Origin of the sequence: uncultured Brevundimonas sp. (assembly GCF_963975535.1) — a bacterium.
Lineage (GTDB): Bacteria > Pseudomonadota > Alphaproteobacteria > Caulobacterales > Caulobacteraceae > Brevundimonas.
On sequence record NZ_CAXBHE010000006.1, the window covers coordinates 143,630 to 160,062 of the forward strand.

The 16,433-nt window shown below is 68.7% G+C and carries 14 protein-coding genes; 7 read left to right on the forward strand and 7 right to left on the reverse strand.

All coding sequences use genetic code 11. The features are described from left to right. Positions 1-38: 38 nt before the first annotated feature. Positions 39-1,451 carry a glutamate--tRNA ligase gene (gene gltX / locus AACZ75_RS10430; protein WP_339872785.1) on the reverse strand — a complete coding sequence of 471 codons (1,413 nt, stop codon included), beginning with the start codon at positions 1,449-1,451 and terminating at the stop codon, positions 39-41. 6 nt (positions 1,452-1,457) lie between these two features. On the opposite strand from gltX, the gene AACZ75_RS10435 reads away from it, so the two are divergent. Continuing rightward, complete coding sequence (locus AACZ75_RS10435; protein WP_339872786.1) at positions 1,458-3,617, forward strand: ComEC/Rec2 family competence protein; 2,160 nt, start codon at positions 1,458-1,460, stop codon at positions 3,615-3,617. Here AACZ75_RS10435 and lexA read toward each other — a convergent pair. From lexA to AACZ75_RS10455, 4 genes are all read right to left on the reverse strand, one after another. Then, positions 3,598-4,293, reverse strand: coding sequence for a transcriptional repressor LexA (lexA, locus tag AACZ75_RS10440; RefSeq protein ID WP_339872787.1), 696 nt, complete (start codon positions 4,291-4,293; stop codon positions 3,598-3,600). The genes AACZ75_RS10435 and lexA overlap by 20 nt on opposite strands. Positions 4,294-4,375: 82 nt before the next feature. After that, on the reverse strand, positions 4,376-5,164 hold the full coding sequence (gene trpC / locus AACZ75_RS10445) for an indole-3-glycerol phosphate synthase TrpC (RefSeq protein ID WP_339872788.1): 789 nt from the start codon (positions 5,162-5,164) through the stop codon (positions 4,376-4,378). Further along, a complete protein-coding gene (gene trpD / locus AACZ75_RS10450; RefSeq protein ID WP_339872789.1) occupies positions 5,161-6,198 on the reverse strand; it encodes an anthranilate phosphoribosyltransferase in 1,038 nt (345 codons plus the stop codon). Before trpD ends, trpC begins: the two co-directional genes overlap by 4 nt. A 4-nt stretch (positions 6,199-6,202) precedes the next feature. Then, positions 6,203-6,793, reverse strand: a complete 591-nt coding sequence (locus AACZ75_RS10455) for an aminodeoxychorismate/anthranilate synthase component II (RefSeq protein WP_339872790.1) — start codon at positions 6,791-6,793, stop codon at positions 6,203-6,205. Between the two features lie 105 nt (positions 6,794-6,898). On the opposite strand from AACZ75_RS10455, the gene AACZ75_RS10460 reads away from it, so the two are divergent. Next, on the forward strand, positions 6,899-7,105 hold the full coding sequence (locus AACZ75_RS10460; RefSeq protein WP_339872791.1) for a peptidoglycan-binding protein: 207 nt from the start codon (positions 6,899-6,901) through the stop codon (positions 7,103-7,105). Positions 7,106-7,109: 4 nt separating this feature from the next. Here the strand turns inward: AACZ75_RS10460 and trpE are convergent, their stop codons facing one another. Further along, positions 7,110-8,624: an anthranilate synthase component I gene (trpE, locus tag AACZ75_RS10465; RefSeq protein WP_339872792.1), complete on the reverse strand. Its 1,515-nt coding sequence runs from the start codon at positions 8,622-8,624 to the stop codon at positions 7,110-7,112. Next, positions 8,621-10,543 (reverse strand): peptidyl-prolyl cis-trans isomerase, encoded by a 1,923-nt coding sequence (locus AACZ75_RS10470; RefSeq protein ID WP_339872793.1) that lies wholly within the window; start codon positions 10,541-10,543, stop codon positions 8,621-8,623. Before AACZ75_RS10470 ends, trpE begins: the two co-directional genes overlap by 4 nt. Before the next feature lie 129 nt (positions 10,544-10,672). On the opposite strand from AACZ75_RS10470, the gene tpiA reads away from it, so the two are divergent. From tpiA to AACZ75_RS10495, 5 genes are all read left to right on the forward strand, one after another. Next, positions 10,673-11,422, forward strand: a complete 750-nt coding sequence (tpiA, locus tag AACZ75_RS10475) for a triose-phosphate isomerase (RefSeq protein ID WP_339872794.1) — start codon at positions 10,673-10,675, stop codon at positions 11,420-11,422. Positions 11,423-11,517: 95 nt separating this feature from the next. Next, the gene (gene secG / locus AACZ75_RS10480; RefSeq protein WP_339872795.1) at positions 11,518-11,919 is read left to right on the forward strand and encodes a preprotein translocase subunit SecG; all 402 of its coding nucleotides are present in this window, start codon (positions 11,518-11,520) and stop codon (positions 11,917-11,919) included. A gap of 150 nt (positions 11,920-12,069) precedes the next feature. Continuing rightward, positions 12,070-13,722: a CTP synthase gene (locus AACZ75_RS10485; RefSeq protein ID WP_339872796.1), complete on the forward strand. Its 1,653-nt coding sequence runs from the start codon at positions 12,070-12,072 to the stop codon at positions 13,720-13,722. Between the two features lie 490 nt (positions 13,723-14,212). After that, a complete protein-coding gene (locus AACZ75_RS10490; protein WP_339872797.1) occupies positions 14,213-14,671 on the forward strand; it encodes a host attachment protein in 459 nt (152 codons plus the stop codon). 314 nt (positions 14,672-14,985) lie between these two features. Then, positions 14,986-16,413, forward strand: a complete 1,428-nt coding sequence (locus AACZ75_RS10495; RefSeq protein WP_339872798.1) for a circularly permuted type 2 ATP-grasp protein — start codon at positions 14,986-14,988, stop codon at positions 16,411-16,413. Positions 16,414-16,433 lie beyond the last annotated feature (20 nt).

A 16,433-nucleotide genomic window follows, 5' to 3' on the forward strand; every position in this document is an offset into this window, starting at 1 on the left:
TGGCGAGGGGAGTCGCGAACCAGATCCAGATGTTAGTGTCAGATAGTCGGTTGCAGCGCATCATCCAAGCGCCCGAGACTTTCCTCGCGTCCGAGGGCCGCCAGGATTTTGGCGATATCGGGTGCGGAATGGCCGCCGGTCAGGGCCGCGCGGGCGGGCGGGCCGATCTTGCCGAAGCCGACGCCCTCTTCCTCGGCGAACACCTTCAGCTCGGTTTCAAGGGCGAAGACATCCCAGCTTTCGAACAGGGCCAGGCGGGCGCGCAGGCGGCCGATGCGCTCGCCGGCCTCGCCGGCCAGCTGGGTCCGGCCCCGCTCGTCGATCACCAGCGGCCGGACCTTCAGCACGAAGGCGGACTGGTCGGCCAGTTCAAGCGTGGTCCTGGCGCGATCCTTGATGAAGGGCATGGCCTGGGCGAGGCGGGCCTCGTCATGCTCGGACAGGCGGTGGCCGCGCGTCAGGTGGATATCCAGCGTCAGCTTGGCCAGCCGCTCGTCGTCGGTCAGGCGAATCCAGTGGGCGTTGACGTGGGCCAGCTTGTCGAAGTCCAGCCGGGCCGGGGCCTTGCCGACGCCGTCCAGATCGAACCACTCCAGGGCCTGGGCGTCGCTGAACAGTTCGTCGTCGCCATGCGCCCAACCCAGACGGGTCAGATAGTTGCGCATCGCCTCGGGCAGATACCCCATTTCGGCATATTCGTGGACAGCCTGGGCCCCGTGCCGCTTGGACAGCTTGGCCCCGTCCGGGCCGTGGATCAGCGGGATATGGGCGAAGACCGGGCGGGCCCAGTCCATCGCGTCATAGATCAGCGACTGGCGCGCCGAATTGTTCAGATGGTCGTCGCCGCGGATCACGTGGGTGACGCCCATGTCGTGGTCATCGACGACCACGGCGAGGTTGTAGGTCGGCGCGCCGTCCGAGCGCAGCAGCACCAGGTCGTCGAGGTCGGCATTGGCCCATGTCACTGGGCCCTGGACCGCGTCCTCGACCGTCACCGAACCGGGCAGGGGGCGGCGGAAGCGCACGACATGCGGGGCCGAGGTATCCCCCTCTGACGGATCGCGATCGCGCCACGGGGATTCGAAGGCCTTGCGTTCGGCCTTGGCCGCGTCGCGCAGCGTGCCGGTCTCTTCGGCCGAGGTCCAGTCGCGATAGGCGTGGCCGGCGGCGACCATCTGCGCCACGACCTCGCGGTGCCGGTCGGCGCGGGCGAACTGGAACACCGGCTCCTCGTCCGGGAACAGGCCCAGCCAGCTGAGACCGTCAAAAATCGCCTGCACCGCACCGTCGGTCGAGCGTTCGCGGTCGGTGTCTTCCACGCGGACAAGGAATTTCCCGCCGCGCCCTTTCGCGTATAGGTAGTTGAACAGCGCCGTCCTCGCGCCGCCTATGTGCAGATAGCCGGTCGGAGACGGGGCGAAGCGGGTGACGACGGGAGGGGAGGAGGTCATTCAGGCATGTCCATGAGTGCCGTTCTTATACCGTCCGGTGCCGGAATTCACAGGGCCGCAGCCCGGATTTGCGTCTGGCTCCGGTCAGAGGTCGCGGCACAGAGTCCGCGCTGGCGGCTGTGGGCCCCGGTCGCCTTCGGCGGCGGCTGCGGCCTCTATTTCGGCCTCAGGGTCGAACCGCCGATGTGGCCGATTCTGGCGCTGGCGGTACTGACCGGCAGCCTGTGGCTGGCGACACGTCGCGCCGGGTATTCGCGGCGCTGGACCCTGCCCCTGCTGCTGCTCGCCTGCCTGACCCTGGGGCTGGCCACGGCCCGGGCGCGGACTGAACGCGTTGCCGCGCCGATCGCCCCGGCCCTGTCCGGGCCCACGGTGATCGAGGCCTGGGTGGTCGATGTCGACAGCCCGGGCGAGCGCGGGGCGCGGGTGATGATCGCCCCGGTGCGGGTGCAGGGGCTGGAGCCGGCCGCGACGCCGCATCGGCTACGGGCCACCCTGCGCGGAGCGCCGCCGCCGCCGGGCGCGTCGATACGTCTGTTCGCCATCCTCAACCCGCCCCCGGCCCCCGCCGCGCCGGGGGCCTATGATTTCGGCCGCAACGCCTGGTTCCAGGGCATGGGCGGGGTGGCCTTCGCCCTGGGGGAGACGCGCCCGGCCGTTCTGGAGGATGCCCCGTGGCGGTTGCGGCTGGCCATGCGGGTGAACCGGATCCGCTATGGTCTGGCGCAGCGGATCGTGGCGCGGCTGGGCGAGCGCAACGGCGGCATCGCCGCGGCCATGACCACCGGCCACGAGGCGTGGCTGCGTCGCGCCGATGTCGATGTGATGCGTGAGTCCGGCCTGGCCCACATCCTGTCGATCTCGGGACTGCACATGGCCATCGTCGGCGGCTTTGCCTTCTTCCTGGTGCGGCTGGTGGTGGCGGCCTGGCCCTGGCTGGCACTGCGTGTTCCGGGCAAGAAGGTCGCCGCCGTGGCGGGACTGGCGGCCGTGACGGCCTATCTGATCCTGTCCGGGGCCCCGCCGCCGGCGGAGCGGGCGGCCATCACCGCCGCGATCGCCTTCGCCGCCATCCTGCTGGACCGGCAGGCGATCACCATGAACGCCCTGGCGACGGCCGCCTTTGTGGTCCTGCTGCTGCAGCCCGAGGCGATCGTCACCCCGGGCTTCCAGATGTCGTTCGCCGCGACCGCCGCCCTGGTGGCCCTGTCCGAGGTCTGGCCGCGACGGATCCGCGAGCTGTCGGCCCCCTGGGTCATCGTGACGGTTCAGCGGGCCGGGGGATGGATCATCGCCGCCTGTGCCGCCAGCCTGGTCGCCGGCCTCGCCACCGGACCGTTCGCCATGCAGCATTTCAACCGCACGGCCGTGTACGGGCTGCTGGCCAATATGGGCACCTCGCCGGTGGCGGACTTCGTGATGATGCCCGCCCTGGCTCTCGGCGCGATGCTGGAGCCGCTGGGGCTGGGCGCCCCCTTCCTGTGGGTCGCGGCCCGGGCGATCGAGGTGATGATGGCGATCGGCACGACCGTGGCCGGGCTGCCGGGGGCGGTGAAGACCGTATCCAGCGCGCCTGTCGCCGCCCTGCCGGTGGCCTTTGTCGGGGTGCTGTTCGTCTGCCTGTGGCGCGGACGGCTGCGCTGGCTCGGCCTGCCGTTCGCCGCCGCGGTGATGATCTGGCCGCGCGCGCCGGTCCCGGACCTCTGGATCGGCGACGGCGGAACCAACGCCGCCGTCGTCGTCGGGGATCAGGCGATGATCCTGCGGCCGGGCATCCGAACCTTTGCCACGGACCTGTGGTCGCGACGGCGGGGCCTGAAGGGCGTCGACCGCCCGGGCGAAGGCTGGGCCTGTGACCGGTTCAGCTGCCGTCCGGAGGCCGGTGGGGAGCTGGCGATGCACTGGGGCCGCAAGCCACCCGCCCCGGCGGCGCTGGAGACCCTCTGCCGCTCGGCCCGGGTGGTCAGCCTGCGTGCGCGTGTGACGGTGCTGCCGGCCGCCTGTGACGGGCGGCTGGTGCTGGACGGGACCGACTATGCGCGCGGTGGCGCGGTCGAGCTGTGGCGCGAGGGCTCAGGCTGGAAGGCCGTGTGGTCGGCGCAGGTGCGGGGGCAGCGGCCATGGAGCGCGCACCCCGGTCCGGACGTCAGTGATAGCGACGGATGAGTCCGACCAGTCTGCCCTGGACCTCGACCTGATCGGGACCGAAGATGCGGGTCTCATAGGCGCGGTTGGCCGGTTCGAGGGCGATGGACTGACCCTTTTTCCTCAGGCGCTTGAGGGTGGCCTCCTCACCTTCGACGAGAGCTACCACGATCTCGCCGGACGAGGCGGTGTCGACCGATTTGATGATGACCAGATCGCCGTCGAGGATACCGGCCTCGATCATCGAATCGCCCTCGATCTCGAGCAGATAGTGCTCACCCGCGCCCAGCATCGATTCCGGCACCGGATAGCGGGCCGTCTCGTGTTCGATGGCGGCGATGGGCGTGCCCGCGGCGATCTTGCCCATCAGCGAGAGTTCGCGGACGTCGTTGGCGGCCTCGATCTCCTGCGGCCGGCCGCCGCCCTCGATGACGTCGGGACGGAAGGGGGCGCGGCCGCGAGTCGGGGCCCCGGTCGTCGCCTGTTCCGGCATCTTGACCACTTCCAGTGCCCGGGCGCGGTGGGCCAGACGGCGGATGAAGCCGCGTTCTTCCAGCGCCGTGATCAGCCGGTGGATGCCGGATTTCGACGCCAGATCCAGCGCTTCCTTCATCTCGTCGAAGGACGGCGAGACGCCGGTTTCCTTGATGCGTTCATGGATGAACATCAGGAGTTCGTGCTGTTTGCGCGTAAGCATGGAGGCGAATCGTCCAGAACAAGGCGTGAACCGTTGTCGATGTTCTGTAAGTGTTCCGTCCTAATGTCAACTTAACGGCGGATCAGCCCAGCAGGGCCCGTGTCGCCGCCGCGACGTCGGTCTGACGCATCAGGCTTTCACCGACCAGGATGGCGCGGGCCCCGTCGCCGCTGACCCGGGCCACGTCGTCCGGGCCGGACAGGCCGCTTTCGGCCACCAGCAGGGCTTCCGGGGGCGCGAGGTCGGCCAGACGGGCCGTCGTGGCCAGATCGACGGCGAAGGTGCGCAGGGAGCGGTTGTTGATGCCGACCAGATCGCCGCCGAGCACGCAGGCCCGGGCCATTTCGGCCACGTCGTGGGTTTCGATCAGGGCGTCCATGCCGAATCGCCGGGCTTCGGCCAGCAGCTCGGCGGCCAGGGCGTCGTCGACCATGGCCAGGATGATCAGGATGCAGTCGGCTCCCAGCGCCCGGCTCTCGGCCACCTGCCAGGGATCGACCAGAAAATCCTTGCGCAGGCAGGGCAGGGTGACGGCGGCGCGGGCGGCGACCAGATAGGTGTCATCGCCCTGGAAGCTGGGGCCATCGGTCAGGACAGACAGGCAGGCGGCCCCGCCGGCCTGATAGGCGCGGGCCAGGGTGGGGGGATCGAAATCGGCGCGGATCAGCCCCTTCGACGGGCTGGCCTTCTTGATCTCGGCGATCAGGGCCGGACGGCCGGGCATGGCGGTTCGGGCCAGGGCGGCGCGGAAGCCGCGCGGCGGCGAGGCGGCGGTGGCGCGGGCCTCGATCTCTTTCTGCGGCGTGGCGGCCATACGGGCGGCCACGTCCGCGCGCTTGTAGGCGGCGATCCGGTCAAGCACGTCGGTCATACGGTCTCTTCGGGCGCGATCGGGGTGCTCGTGATCCGGGCCAGGGACTCCAGCGCGGTGGCGGCGCGGCCGTCGTCGATGACGGCGGCGGCCTGAATCACGCCTTCGGTCAGGTCAGCGGCGCGGTCGGCCACGACCAGGGCGGCGGCGGCGTTGAGCAGGACGATGTCGCGATAGGCTCCGGTCTGACCGGCCAGCAGGGCGCGCAGGGCGGTGGCATTCTCCTCGGCATCGCCGCCGCGCAGGGCGGCGATGTCGGCGCGCGGCAGGCCGGCCGCCTCGGGCGTGACGGTGAAGCGGCGCACGGCCCCGTCTCTCCATTCGGCCACCTCGGTCGGGCCGGTCGTGGTCAGTTCGTCCAGACCCTGTCCATGCACCGTCCAGGCGCGGGTGGCCCCCAGACGCCCCAGCACCTCGGCCAGCGGTTCCAGCAGGCGCGGGTCATAGACGCCCATGACCTGCCGGCGGGCACCGGCTGGATTGGACAGCGGGCCCAGCAGGTTGAACACGGTGCGGAAGCCGATTTCGGCCCGGACCGGCCCGACGTGGCGCATGGCCCCGTGGTAGGCGGGGGCGAACAGGAAGGCGATATTGGCCTGGTCCAGCGACAGGCGCTGCTGGGCCGGGGTGGCCGCGAGGTTGACGCCCAGCACCGACAGCACGTCCGACGAGCCGGATTTCGAACTGAGGGCGCGGTTGCCGTGTTTGGCCACCTTGAGCCCGGCCCCGGCCAGCACCAGGGCGGCGGCGGTCGAAATGTTGAAGGTGTGCTGGCCGTCACCGCCGGTGCCGCAGGTGTCGATCACCTCATACGGATGGTCCAGCGTCAGGGCCGCGTCGCGCATGGCCCCGGCGAAGGCGGCGATCTCGCCCACGGTCTCGCCCCGCATGCGCAGGGCGGTGACGGCGGCGGCGACCTGGGCCGGGCTGGGCTCGCCCCGCAGACAGGCGGCGAAGAAGGCGTGCGCCTCCGGGTCGGACAGGACCTGCCCGTCGACCAGTTTCGCCAGCAGGGGCTTGAACCCGTCAGCCATGGCGTCAGACCACGGCCAGGCGTTGGACGCCGGCCAGGTCGAGGAAATTGGCCAGCAGGTCGTGGCCGTGTTCGGTGGCGATCGACTCGGGGTGGAACTGGACCCCGTGGATCGGCCGCGTCCTGTGGGCCAGGCCCATGATCTCGCCGTCGGCGGTCCAGGCGGTGACCTCGAGCACGTCGGGCAGGGTGTCCCGGCGCACGGCGAGGCTGTGATAGCGGGTGGCGGTGAAGGGCGAGGGCAGGCCACGGAACACGCTCTGACCGGTGTGTTCGATCGGCGAGGTCTTGCCGTGCATCAGGCTCTGGGCGCGAATGACCTCGCCGCCGAAGGCCTGGCCCATGGCCTGGTGGCCGAGGCAGACGCCGAAGATCGGCATGTCGTCGGGGGCCGAGGTCAGCAGCGACAGGCAGATGCCGGCCTGATCCGGGGCGCAGGGGCCGGGTGACAGCAACACCGCCTCGGGTTTCAGGGCCCAGGCCTCGTCCACGGTCAGATCGTCGTTGCGCACGACGCGCGTCTCCGCGCCCAGTTCCGCGAGGTAGTGGACGAGGTTGTAGGTAAAGCTGTCGTAGTTATCGACGACGAGGATCATCCCCGGCTTCTAGGGCCAGAGGGCCCGTCCGCCAAGCGCTCGCAATCCGGTAAGGCTTCATTAACCGTCCCGGGCTGCAATCAGGCCGTAGCGACGGGAAACCTGATGACTGATTCCACAATCCCCGAGGCGCGCCGGCTGCTGCAATCGCCGACGCCGGTTCACAGCCCCTGGGCCACCCTGGTCGCCAGTGCCCTGGCGGCGACGGCGGCGGTGCTGATGGCCGGTGTGATGGTGCTGGGCCCGGGCGTGCGGTTCAACGACACCGGCATCCCGGTCGATCCGGCGACGGTTCCCGTCCAGCCGGGCTGACCTCTCAGCGGTTGCCGCCGGTGTAGCGCCAGGCGTCGGTCGCGGCATTCATCGGGGCGCGGGCCTTGGCCCGGGTTTCGGCATATTCGGCGGCCGGATCGCTGTCGACCACGACGCCCGCCCCGGCCTGGACGAAGATCCGGTCATCGGTGAACATCGCGGTACGCAGCACGATGCAGATGTCGGCCTCGCCGCCGGCCGAGATGTAGCCGACCCCGCCACCGTAGCCGACGCCGCGTTTTTCACTTTCCAGCTCGTCGATGATGGCCATGGCCCGCACCTTGGGGGCACCGGACAGGGTGCCGGCGGGCAGGGCGGCCAGCAGGGTGTCGACGGCGTCCAGCCTCGGATCGGCGCGGCCGCGCACATCCGAGACGATGTGCATGACCTGGCTGTAGCGCTCGACGGTGAAGCTCTCGGTGACCGCGACCGAACCGGGTACGGAGACGCGGCCGACGTCGTTGCGACCCAGATCCAGCAGCATCAGATGCTCGGCCCGCTCCTTGGGATCGGCCAGAAGTTCGGCCTCCAGCGCGCGGTCGGCTTCGGGCGTGGCCCCGCGCGGGCGGGTCCCGGCCAGGGGCCGGATGGTGACCGCCCCGTCCTTGAGCCGCACGAGGATTTCCGGGCTGGACCCGGCCAGCTGGAAGTCGATGAAGTCGAGGTAGAACAGATAGGGCGACGGGTTCTGGCGACGCAGCGAGCGATAGAAGGCGAACGGGTCTTCGCTCCACGGGGCCGAGAACCGGTGGCTGAGCACGACCTGGAAGATGTCGCCCGCCTCGATATAGGCCTTGGCGGCGGCGACCATGCCGGTGAAGGCGGCTTCGTCGACCGCTGAGTGGAAGTCGGGTGCCGGAACCTCGACCGGCCCGGCCCGGGCCGTCAGCGGCGCGCGGAGTTCGGCCTCGAAGGCGTCGAGGTGGGCCGACGCGGTCTCATACGCCTCGCGGGCGGTCTGGCCGCCGTCCGGATAGGCGGCAGCGACCAGAACGATCTCATGCCGCACCGAATCGAAGATGGCGACCAGGGCCGGCCGCGCGAGCACGGCGTCGGGCAGGTCCAGCGGATCGGGATTGGCCGCGCCCAGGGGTTCCAGCAGCCGCACCATGTCATAGCCGAAGACGCCAAACAGGCCCGCGGCCATCGGCGGCAGGTCGTCGGGCAGGTCGAAGGCCGTGGCGGCGATCAGGCGGCGCAGCGAGTCCAGTGCCGGGGCGGGATCGGGGGTGAAGCGACCGGCGGCGATCGCCGGCCCGCGGGCCTGCTCGGCCCGACCGTCGCGGCAGCGCCAGACCACATCCGGATCGCGGGTCAGGATGGAATAGCGGCCGTTGACGGCCCCGCCCTCGACGGACTCCAGCAGGAAGGCATAGGGCCGGCCGTGGCCGACCTTCAGATAGGCCGAGACCGGGGTCTCGAGGTCATCGATCAGCCGCCGGACGACGACCTGGGGCCGTCCGGCGGACCAGCCTGCGGCAAAGCCGTCGACGTCCCCCGACCCGGGACCTTTGGTCATTGGGCCGGGGCGGGTGCCGACGGCGCGGCTTCAGGCTCGGGGCTCAGGCCCAGGGCGACACGGGCCCGGGCGAGGTCATAGGTCGCCTTGATCCGGCCGGCGGCCGCGGTCATCGACTGCTGGATCATGGCCTGCACCTGCTCCTGGGTCATGCGCGGGCGGACCTGTTCGGCGATCGGCGCGGCGAGCGCCGGAACGGCGGCATGGATCTGGTCGACCCGGCCGATCACATAGCTGGTCGCCGACTGCGGCAGGGTGAACACCTGGCCGCGGCCCTGGCCAAACAGACCCTGGAGAGCGCCTTCGCCCAGGGCTTCCTGGCTCTGGCGGTCCTGTTTGACACCGGTATGGACCTGGACCGAAGCCCCGACCGATCCGGCGACGGCGGCAACGTCCTCGCCGGCACGAATGCGACCGGCCAGTTCCTCGGCCTTGGTCACCAGCAGACGATTGTTTTCCCGCAGGAGCCACTGCTGTTCCAGCGGGCCACGGATGTCGGCCAGCGCCGGCAGGCTGGACGGGCGAATGTCATCCAGACGCAGCACGAAATACTGGCCCTGTCCGGCGTCGATCACTTCGCTCTCGCCACCCTTGGTCAGGCTCCAGGCGGTGCTGAAGATCTGCGGCGGCGCGTTCATCGGCTGGCCGTCCGGCGTCTTGCCGTCCTCGGTGAACGGCGGCAGCTGGATGATCCGGGCCCCGACCTCCTGGGCGGCGGCTTCGAGGGTCTTGCCCTCCGTCCGGGCCTTCTCATAGCGGTCGACGCGGTCGTACACGGCCCCGCGCACGTCTTCCTGGCGCAGTTCGGCGATGATGGCCTCGCGGACACTGTCCAGCGAGGCTGCACGTCCCGGCTTGATCGATTCGACCCGGGCGACCGTGAAGCCGACCCGACCCTGGACGGGGGCGGAAACCTCATTGGCGGCCAGACCGAACACGGCCGCGGCAACGGCGGGATCACTGAGGGCCGCACGCGCCGTGTCCGTATAGGGGGCGACCTGGGCCCCGTTGGCGGCGGCGGCCTGGGCCGGGGTCTGACCCGCGCGCAGGGCGGCAGCGACCTTGTCGGCGGCGGCCCGGGTCGGGGCGGTCAGGGTGACGAAGGTGCGCGTCTCGGCTTCGGACAGGGCGTCCTTGCGGAATTCGAAGCGCTCCTGGATCCGCGATTCCGCGATCGGGGCCGTGGCCGCGGCCCCGCCATTGAACAGGACCAGGGCCGCCATCCGGTATTCGGGCTGACGCAGACGATCGGCATTTTCGTTCATGAAGGCCGTCAGCTGGGCTTCAGTCGGCTTCGGCGAGGTCCCGGCCATGGCCTGGGTCACGGTGAAGAAGCGCCCGTCGCGGGTTTCCAGTGCCTGGGCGGCGATCAGGGCTCCGTAGATGCGGGGCAGGCGGGTTCCGGCGAAGATGGCGGCGTCGAAATGGTTGCTGGCATACTGGTCGCGGAATTCCTGCTCCAGCTGGGCCGGTGTGACGTTCTGTGCGGCCAGGGCGGCCCGGTACGCGTTGTCGTCAAACTCGCCGGTGACCTGGTTGAAGAACACCGGGGCCTGGCGGATCTGTTTCAGCACCAGGGCCTTGCCCGGGCGAATGCCGGCCTTCCAGGCCCAGGCCAGGAAGCCGAGGCGCTGGACCTGGTTGTCGAGGTAACGCAGGTGGATGTTTTCGTTGACCAGGTCGTCGACCGACACCGGCCGGCCGGCCTGTTCCTGCAGATTGTTACGGACCCGCTCGAAATCGGTGCGGAACTGCTGCTGGTCGACGCTGCGGTCACCGGCGATGATCACATGTCTGGGGCCGATGTTGGCCAGCACATCCATCTGCGAGCCACCGGTCACGAGCAGGCCGAGAGCCAGCAGGACGATCAGGCCCATGGCCCATTTGGATTTGGCGAAATCGCGGAACAGGGAGATCATCGAGAGAACCTGACGGGCCGACGGCAAGGGAAGTGTCTGGTGGCGTATAGGGCTCGTCAGGGCGGCACGGCAAGCGGCCGGTGCCGCAGACGGCTTGGCTTGAGCCCGCAGGATGCCTAAATAGTCCAGATGAAACAATCCGTGAAGTTGATCGTCGGCAACTGGAAGATGAACGGCCTGGGCCGGGATCTGGCCGAGGCCGAGGCCCTCAAACAGGCCCTTGAGGCCGATCCCGCCGCCTGTCGGGTGGTCCTGTGTCCGCCGGCCACCCTGATCGAGCGGATGGCGCGACTGTTGGGCGGCGGGGCGGTGGAACTGGGCGGGCAGGACTGCCATGCCGCCGCCACGGGTGCCTTTACCGGCTCCGTCTCCGCCGAAATGCTGACCGATGCCGGGGCGCGCCTGGTCATTCTCGGTCATTCGGAGCGCCGCGCCGGGTTCGGGGAAGCGGATGCCGACGTCGCCGCCAAGGCCGAGGCGGCGCTCGCCGCGGGCCTGGAGCCGATCATCTGTGTCGGGGAGACCCTGGAGCAGCGTGAGTCGGGCCAGGCCATCGCGGTCGTCAGCCGTCAGGTCGCCGGATCGGTTCCGATGGGCGTGGCGGGCCGGCCGTTCGCCCTGGCCTATGAGCCGGTCTGGGCCATCGGCACCGGCCTGACCCCGACGCTTGAAGAAATCGAGGCGGTTCACCGGGCCGTCCGCCTGGCCCTTCAGTCCCGTCTGGGGGCAGCGGGTGACGTCGCGCCGATTCTCTATGGTGGCTCGGTCAAGCCCGCCAACGCCGTGGCCATCCTGGCTGTGCCCGAGGTGGGCGGGGCGCTGGTGGGCGGGGCCTCGCTGAAGGCGAGCGATTTCCTCGACATCATCCGCGCCGTCTGACCTGAACAGGCGGTATCGATGTTTGCTCCCGGGGCGCATCAATGTTAGACGCCGCCGCTTGATCGGCGCAGCTTCGCGCCCACATGATTGACACCATGCTCCAGACCATTTTGCTCGTCGCCATGATCCTGATTTCGGTCGCCCTTACCGGGGTGATCCTGTTGCAGCGCTCCGAAGGCGGGGCGCTGGGCATGGGCGGAGGTCCGTCGGGCTTCATGACCGCCCGCGGGGCCGGCAATCTGCTGACCAAGGCGACCTCGATCCTGGCCATCCTGTTCTTCATCTGCGCCATCGGCCTGACCATTGCCGGCAACCTGTCGCGGGCGAACCAGTCGGTGATCAATGCCGATGACGTCGGTGCGATCGCCGTCGGCGGTGACACCCAGGCCCCCGCCACCACCGCTCCGGCCCCGACCACGCCGCTCCAGCCCGCCGCGCCGTCGCTGGATGACCTGGAAGCCAGCCTGCCGTCCGGCGCGCCGGCCCCGGCGCAATAGGGAATGTGGCCGGCGGTCGTTTCCGCCTCCGGCCTTCGCCCGAATAGTCTCAAATCCCGGGCGCGCGCAGGCGCGCCCGTTTCGTTTTCAACCGATGGATCGCGCAAGCGCCATCACAGGCCGCGCGAATCGGCGGTAAGGTAAGCTCCCATGGCCCGTTATGTGTTCATCACTGGCGGCGTGGTTTCCTCATTGGGAAAAGGCCTCGCTTCCGCCGCTCTCGGTGCGCTGCTCCAGGCGCGCGGCTACAAGGTGCGCCTGCGCAAGCTGGATCCGTATCTCAACGTCGATCCGGGCACGATGAGCCCCTATCAGCACGGTGAGGTCTTCGTCACCGACGACGGAGCCGAGACCGATCTCGACCTGGGCCATTACGAGCGCTTCACAGGGGTCTCGGCGGCGAAATCGGACAACATCACCACCGGCCGCATCTATTCGACCATCCTCGAGAAGGAGCGTCGCGGCGACTATCTGGGCGCGACGGTCCAGGTCATTCCGCACGTCACCGACCAGATCAAGCAGTTCTGCCTGACCCCGGCCCTGACCGACGCCGGCGAGGACGTCGACTTCGTGCTGGTCGAGATCGGCGGCACGGTCGGCGACATCGAGGGCCTGCCCTTCTTCGAGGCCATCCGCCAGCTGGGCCAGGATCTGCCCCGCGGGCAGTCGTGCTTCGTACACCTGACCCTGCTGCCGTTCATCAAGACCGCCGGGGAGATGAAGACCAAGCCGACGCAACACTCGGTCAAGGAGCTGCGTTCGATCGGCATCCAGCCCGATATCCTGCTGTGCCGCTGTGAATATCCGATCCCGCCCGAGGAAAAGCGCAAGATCGGCCTGTTCTGCAATGTGCGGGAAACCGGCGTGATCCAGGCGATGGATTCGGCTGACATCTATGCGGTGCCGCTCGACTACCACCACGAGGGGTTGGACGCCGAGGTGCTGGCCCATTTCGGCATCAGCGACGCGCCGGAACCCGATCTGACCATGTGGGAGGAGATCGCCCGACGGCGGCTGCATCCCGACGGCGAGGTCACGGTGGCGATCGTCGGTAAATACACGGTGTTGAAGGACGCCTACAAGTCGCTGATCGAGGCCCTGCAGCACGGCGGGGTCGCCAACAACGTCAAGGTCAACATCGACTGGGTCGAGGCCGACACCTTCGAGGGTGATCGCGAGGCCTGTGAACTGCGGCTGCAGGGGGCCCATGCGGTACTGGTTCCCGGCGGCTTCGGCGAGCGCGGTGCCGAGGGCAAGATCGAGGCGGCGCGTTTCGCCCGCGAGCGCAAGATCCCCTATTTCGGCATCTGTTTCGGAATGCAGATGGCGGTGATCGAGGCGGCCAGGAACCTGGCCGGCTGCCCCCGGGCCTCATCGACCGAGTTCGGCCCGACGGACGAGCCGGTCGTCGGCCTGATGACGGAGTGGACCCAGGGCAACCAGCGGGTCCAGCGCCAGCAAGGCGGCGACCTGGGCGGCACCATGCGGCTGGGGGCCTATGAATCCGTGCTGACGCCCGGATCGAAGCTGGCGGAAATCTATGGTGCCACCACCATCAGCGAACGGCACCGGCATCGCTACGAGGTCAATATCAACTATCGTGAGGCGATCGAGACAGACGGCGGACTGGTTTTTTCGGGCCTGTCTCCGGACGGGATCCTGCCGGAGACGGTGGAGCGCCGGGACCATCCCTGGTTCATCGGGGTTCAGTATCACCCGGAACTGAAGAGCCGCCCCTTCGCCCCGCATCCCCTGTTTGCCGGGTTCATCGCGGCCGCCGTGGTGCAGAGCCGACTGGTCTGACGCATTGCCCGCCTGTGCGGGGGCATGAGGATCAGACGGGTTTACGCCGCCGGCACCGGATGCAGGTCATCATGCCGGGGATGCTGTGGCTGTCCACCCAGCGATGGCCCCGGAACAGACAGCGCAGATAGCTCAACAAGGCTTTCACAGGAGTCTCCGCCGGAACCATGGCGCGCCCGTCAGGCCTTGTAAAATATCGTCGTTTCTTGCGTTCCCCCGACGGCACACTCCGGCGGGCCGCGCGCAGCGCCGGCAGTCCGTCCAGGGTCGACAGTATGGGTCGAGCCGGGCGGTCGTTCCTGCCGTGGCACAGGACGTTTGCATGGGCCGGCAACGCGAAGCTCGCGCCTTGGTTCCGTCGGCGCGGCGCGGCGGCGCGCGAATTGATCGGGGTCAAGGTCGTCGGGGGTGGGGCGGGGCACAAAGGCCGGGTGCCGCACGGCCCGGCGACTGAACGCGACCAGCGACGGTGGGGCCGAGGAGGATTTGCATGATCGATATCGGAACCCTGCTGTTCATTCTCTGCGATGGCGGTCGCGCCCGGCTGGTGCAGCGCGCCCCCGATGGCGGCGGCTTCGTCACCATTGAGGAAATGGACAACGGCGAGACGCTGCGGGCCCTCAAGGCCGAGCGGGCGGCCAATCCGGCGACGCGGGTCTTCGACAGCGTCGGCAAGGGGCGACACGGGGCCGGAAAGGACGATTCCGACCGGCTTGCCAAGGAGGCCTTCGTCATCGCGGTGGCCGACCGGGCCGTGGTACTGGTGCGGCAGAACAGGCTGGCCGGGGTCTATGTCGCCGCCCCGCCCGCATTGATGTCGCTGTTGCGCGAACGACTGGCAGCGTCGGTCCGGGTCAGTGGCGTCATTGGCAAGGACCTGACCAAGGTCCCGGATCATGAGCTCGGGCCCTGGCTGGACGAAGCCCGCTATGCGCCGTCAGGAAACTGAGACACGCGGGGCCGGGCCTTCATGCCGGGCCTTGCCCCACCGGCCGGCGGACGAGGGCTCCGGTGGGCAGCCCGGCCGTGATCTCGACCGTCATCCTGCCCCGGCCTGTGGTCTGTTCCCGGACGGGGGTGGTGCCTCTGTGGCAGATTCGCCTTGAGTAACGGACGGCGATCGGGAAGGGTAACCAGTAACGGCGTCGGCGCGATGCTGGGCCCCCAAGAGATTTATAGTATAAATCCAATGTAGACCGTTTGTGCGCAATATTTTGCCGATTTCCATTGAATTATGGCAAAATATATGAAACACTGACGACAATGTCCGACAAAATAAACTTTTTCGATGAGATGTATGGTTCTGGCGATGCTTCGCGCGAGCCGTACAGGGAATACGCCGGGTGGTTCGACAGGCAGGATGCCGGACGGCTTCGGCAGAAGTCGAAGGAGGCCGAGGTCTTCTTCCGCCGGACCGGCATCACCTTCAATGTCTACGGGCAACAGGAGGCCAATGAGCGGCTGATCCCGTTCGACATCGTGCCGCGCATTATCGCGGCGCGGGAATGGAGCCGCCTGACCCGGGGGATCGAGCAGCGGGTGCGGGCCATCAATGCCTTCCTGCATGACATCTATCACCGCCAGGAGATCCTGCGGGCCGGTCGCATTCCGACCGAACTGATCGCCCGGAACGAGGCCTTCCTGCCGCAGATGATCGGCGTCTCGCCGCCCGGCGGAATCTACACCCACATCGTCGGGACCGACATCGTCCGCACCGGCGAGGATGAGTTCTTTGTCCTCGAGGACAATGCCCGGACTCCGTCGGGCGTCTCGTACATGCTCGAAAACCGGGAAACGATGCTCCAGATGTTTCCGGAGCTCTTTTCCAAGGTGTCTGTCCGGGAGGTCGGGGACTATCCCAAGCTGCTGAGACGCTCGCTGGCGGCCTGTGCGCCCGAAGGCTGCGAGGGCACGCCTGTCGTGGCGGTGCTGACGCCCGGCATTCACAACTCGGCCTATTTCGAACACTCGTTTCTCGCCGACCAGATGGGGGTGGAGCTGGTCGAAGGGCATGACCTGCGGCTGGTCGACGGGCGGATCGCCATGCGAACCACCCAGGGCTACAAGCCGATCGATGTCCTGTACCGGCGCGTCGACGACGACTATCTGGACCCGCTCAATTTCAACCCGGCCTCGCAGCTGGGCGTGCCCGGGATCATGGACGTCTACCGCGCCGGCGGGATCACCATCGCCAATGCGCCGGGGACCGGGATCGCGGACGACAAGGCGATCTACAGCTACATGCCCGAGATCGTGGAATTCTACACCGGCGAGAAGGCCATTCTGAAGAATGTGCCGACCTGGCGGTGCGCCGAGCCGGACGCCCTGGCCTATGTGCTGGAACATCTGGCCGAACTGGTGGTCAAGGAGGTGCACGGCTCGGGCGGTTACGGCATGCTGGTCGGACCCGCGGCGAGCAAGCGCGAGATCACGGCCTTCGCGGCCAAGCTGAAGGCCCGGCCGGGAAACTATATCGCCCAGCCGACGCTGGCCCTGTCGACGGTCCCCGTCCTGACCAAGGCCGGTCTGGCCCCGCGCCACGTCGACCTGCGCCCGTTCGTGCTGGTCTCGCCCAACAAGATCGACATCACACCCGGTGGTCTGACCCGGGTGGCGATGAAGGCCGGCTCCCTGGTCGTCAACTCCAGCCAGGGCGGCGGCACCAAGGATACCTGGGTGTTGGAGGAATGAGCGCCGTTCGGGGAGATCGC

What these genes read in the sequence shown, in the direction of transcription:
- AACZ75_RS10435 (WP_339872786.1), top strand. Translation starts at nt 1,458, where the DNA reads ATGTCCATGAGTGCCGTTCTTATACCGTCCGGTGCCGGAATTCACAGG.
- tpiA (WP_339872794.1), top strand. Translation starts at nt 10,673, where the DNA reads ATGAAACAATCCGTGAAGTTGATCGTCGGCAACTGGAAGATGAACGGC.
- trpE (WP_339872792.1), bottom strand. Translation starts at nt 8,624, where the DNA reads ATGACCAAAGGTCCCGGGTCGGGGGACGTCGACGGCTTTGCCGCAGGC.
- AACZ75_RS10455 (WP_339872790.1), bottom strand. Translation starts at nt 6,793, where the DNA reads ATGATCCTCGTCGTCGATAACTACGACAGCTTTACCTACAACCTCGTC.
- AACZ75_RS10495 (WP_339872798.1), top strand. Translation starts at nt 14,986, where the DNA reads ATGTCCGACAAAATAAACTTTTTCGATGAGATGTATGGTTCTGGCGAT.
- AACZ75_RS10460 (WP_339872791.1), top strand. Translation starts at nt 6,899, where the DNA reads ATGACTGATTCCACAATCCCCGAGGCGCGCCGGCTGCTGCAATCGCCG.
- lexA (WP_339872787.1), bottom strand. Translation starts at nt 4,293, where the DNA reads ATGCTTACGCGCAAACAGCACGAACTCCTGATGTTCATCCATGAACGC.
- AACZ75_RS10485 (WP_339872796.1), top strand. Translation starts at nt 12,070, where the DNA reads ATGGCCCGTTATGTGTTCATCACTGGCGGCGTGGTTTCCTCATTGGGA.
- secG (WP_339872795.1), top strand. Translation starts at nt 11,518, where the DNA reads ATGCTCCAGACCATTTTGCTCGTCGCCATGATCCTGATTTCGGTCGCC.
- AACZ75_RS10490 (WP_339872797.1), top strand. Translation starts at nt 14,213, where the DNA reads ATGATCGATATCGGAACCCTGCTGTTCATTCTCTGCGATGGCGGTCGC.
- AACZ75_RS10470 (WP_339872793.1), bottom strand. Translation starts at nt 10,543, where the DNA reads ATGATCTCCCTGTTCCGCGATTTCGCCAAATCCAAATGGGCCATGGGC.
- trpC (WP_339872788.1), bottom strand. Translation starts at nt 5,164, where the DNA reads ATGACCGACGTGCTTGACCGGATCGCCGCCTACAAGCGCGCGGACGTG.
- trpD (WP_339872789.1), bottom strand. Translation starts at nt 6,198, where the DNA reads ATGGCTGACGGGTTCAAGCCCCTGCTGGCGAAACTGGTCGACGGGCAG.
- gltX (WP_339872785.1), bottom strand. Translation starts at nt 1,451, where the DNA reads ATGACCTCCTCCCCTCCCGTCGTCACCCGCTTCGCCCCGTCTCCGACC.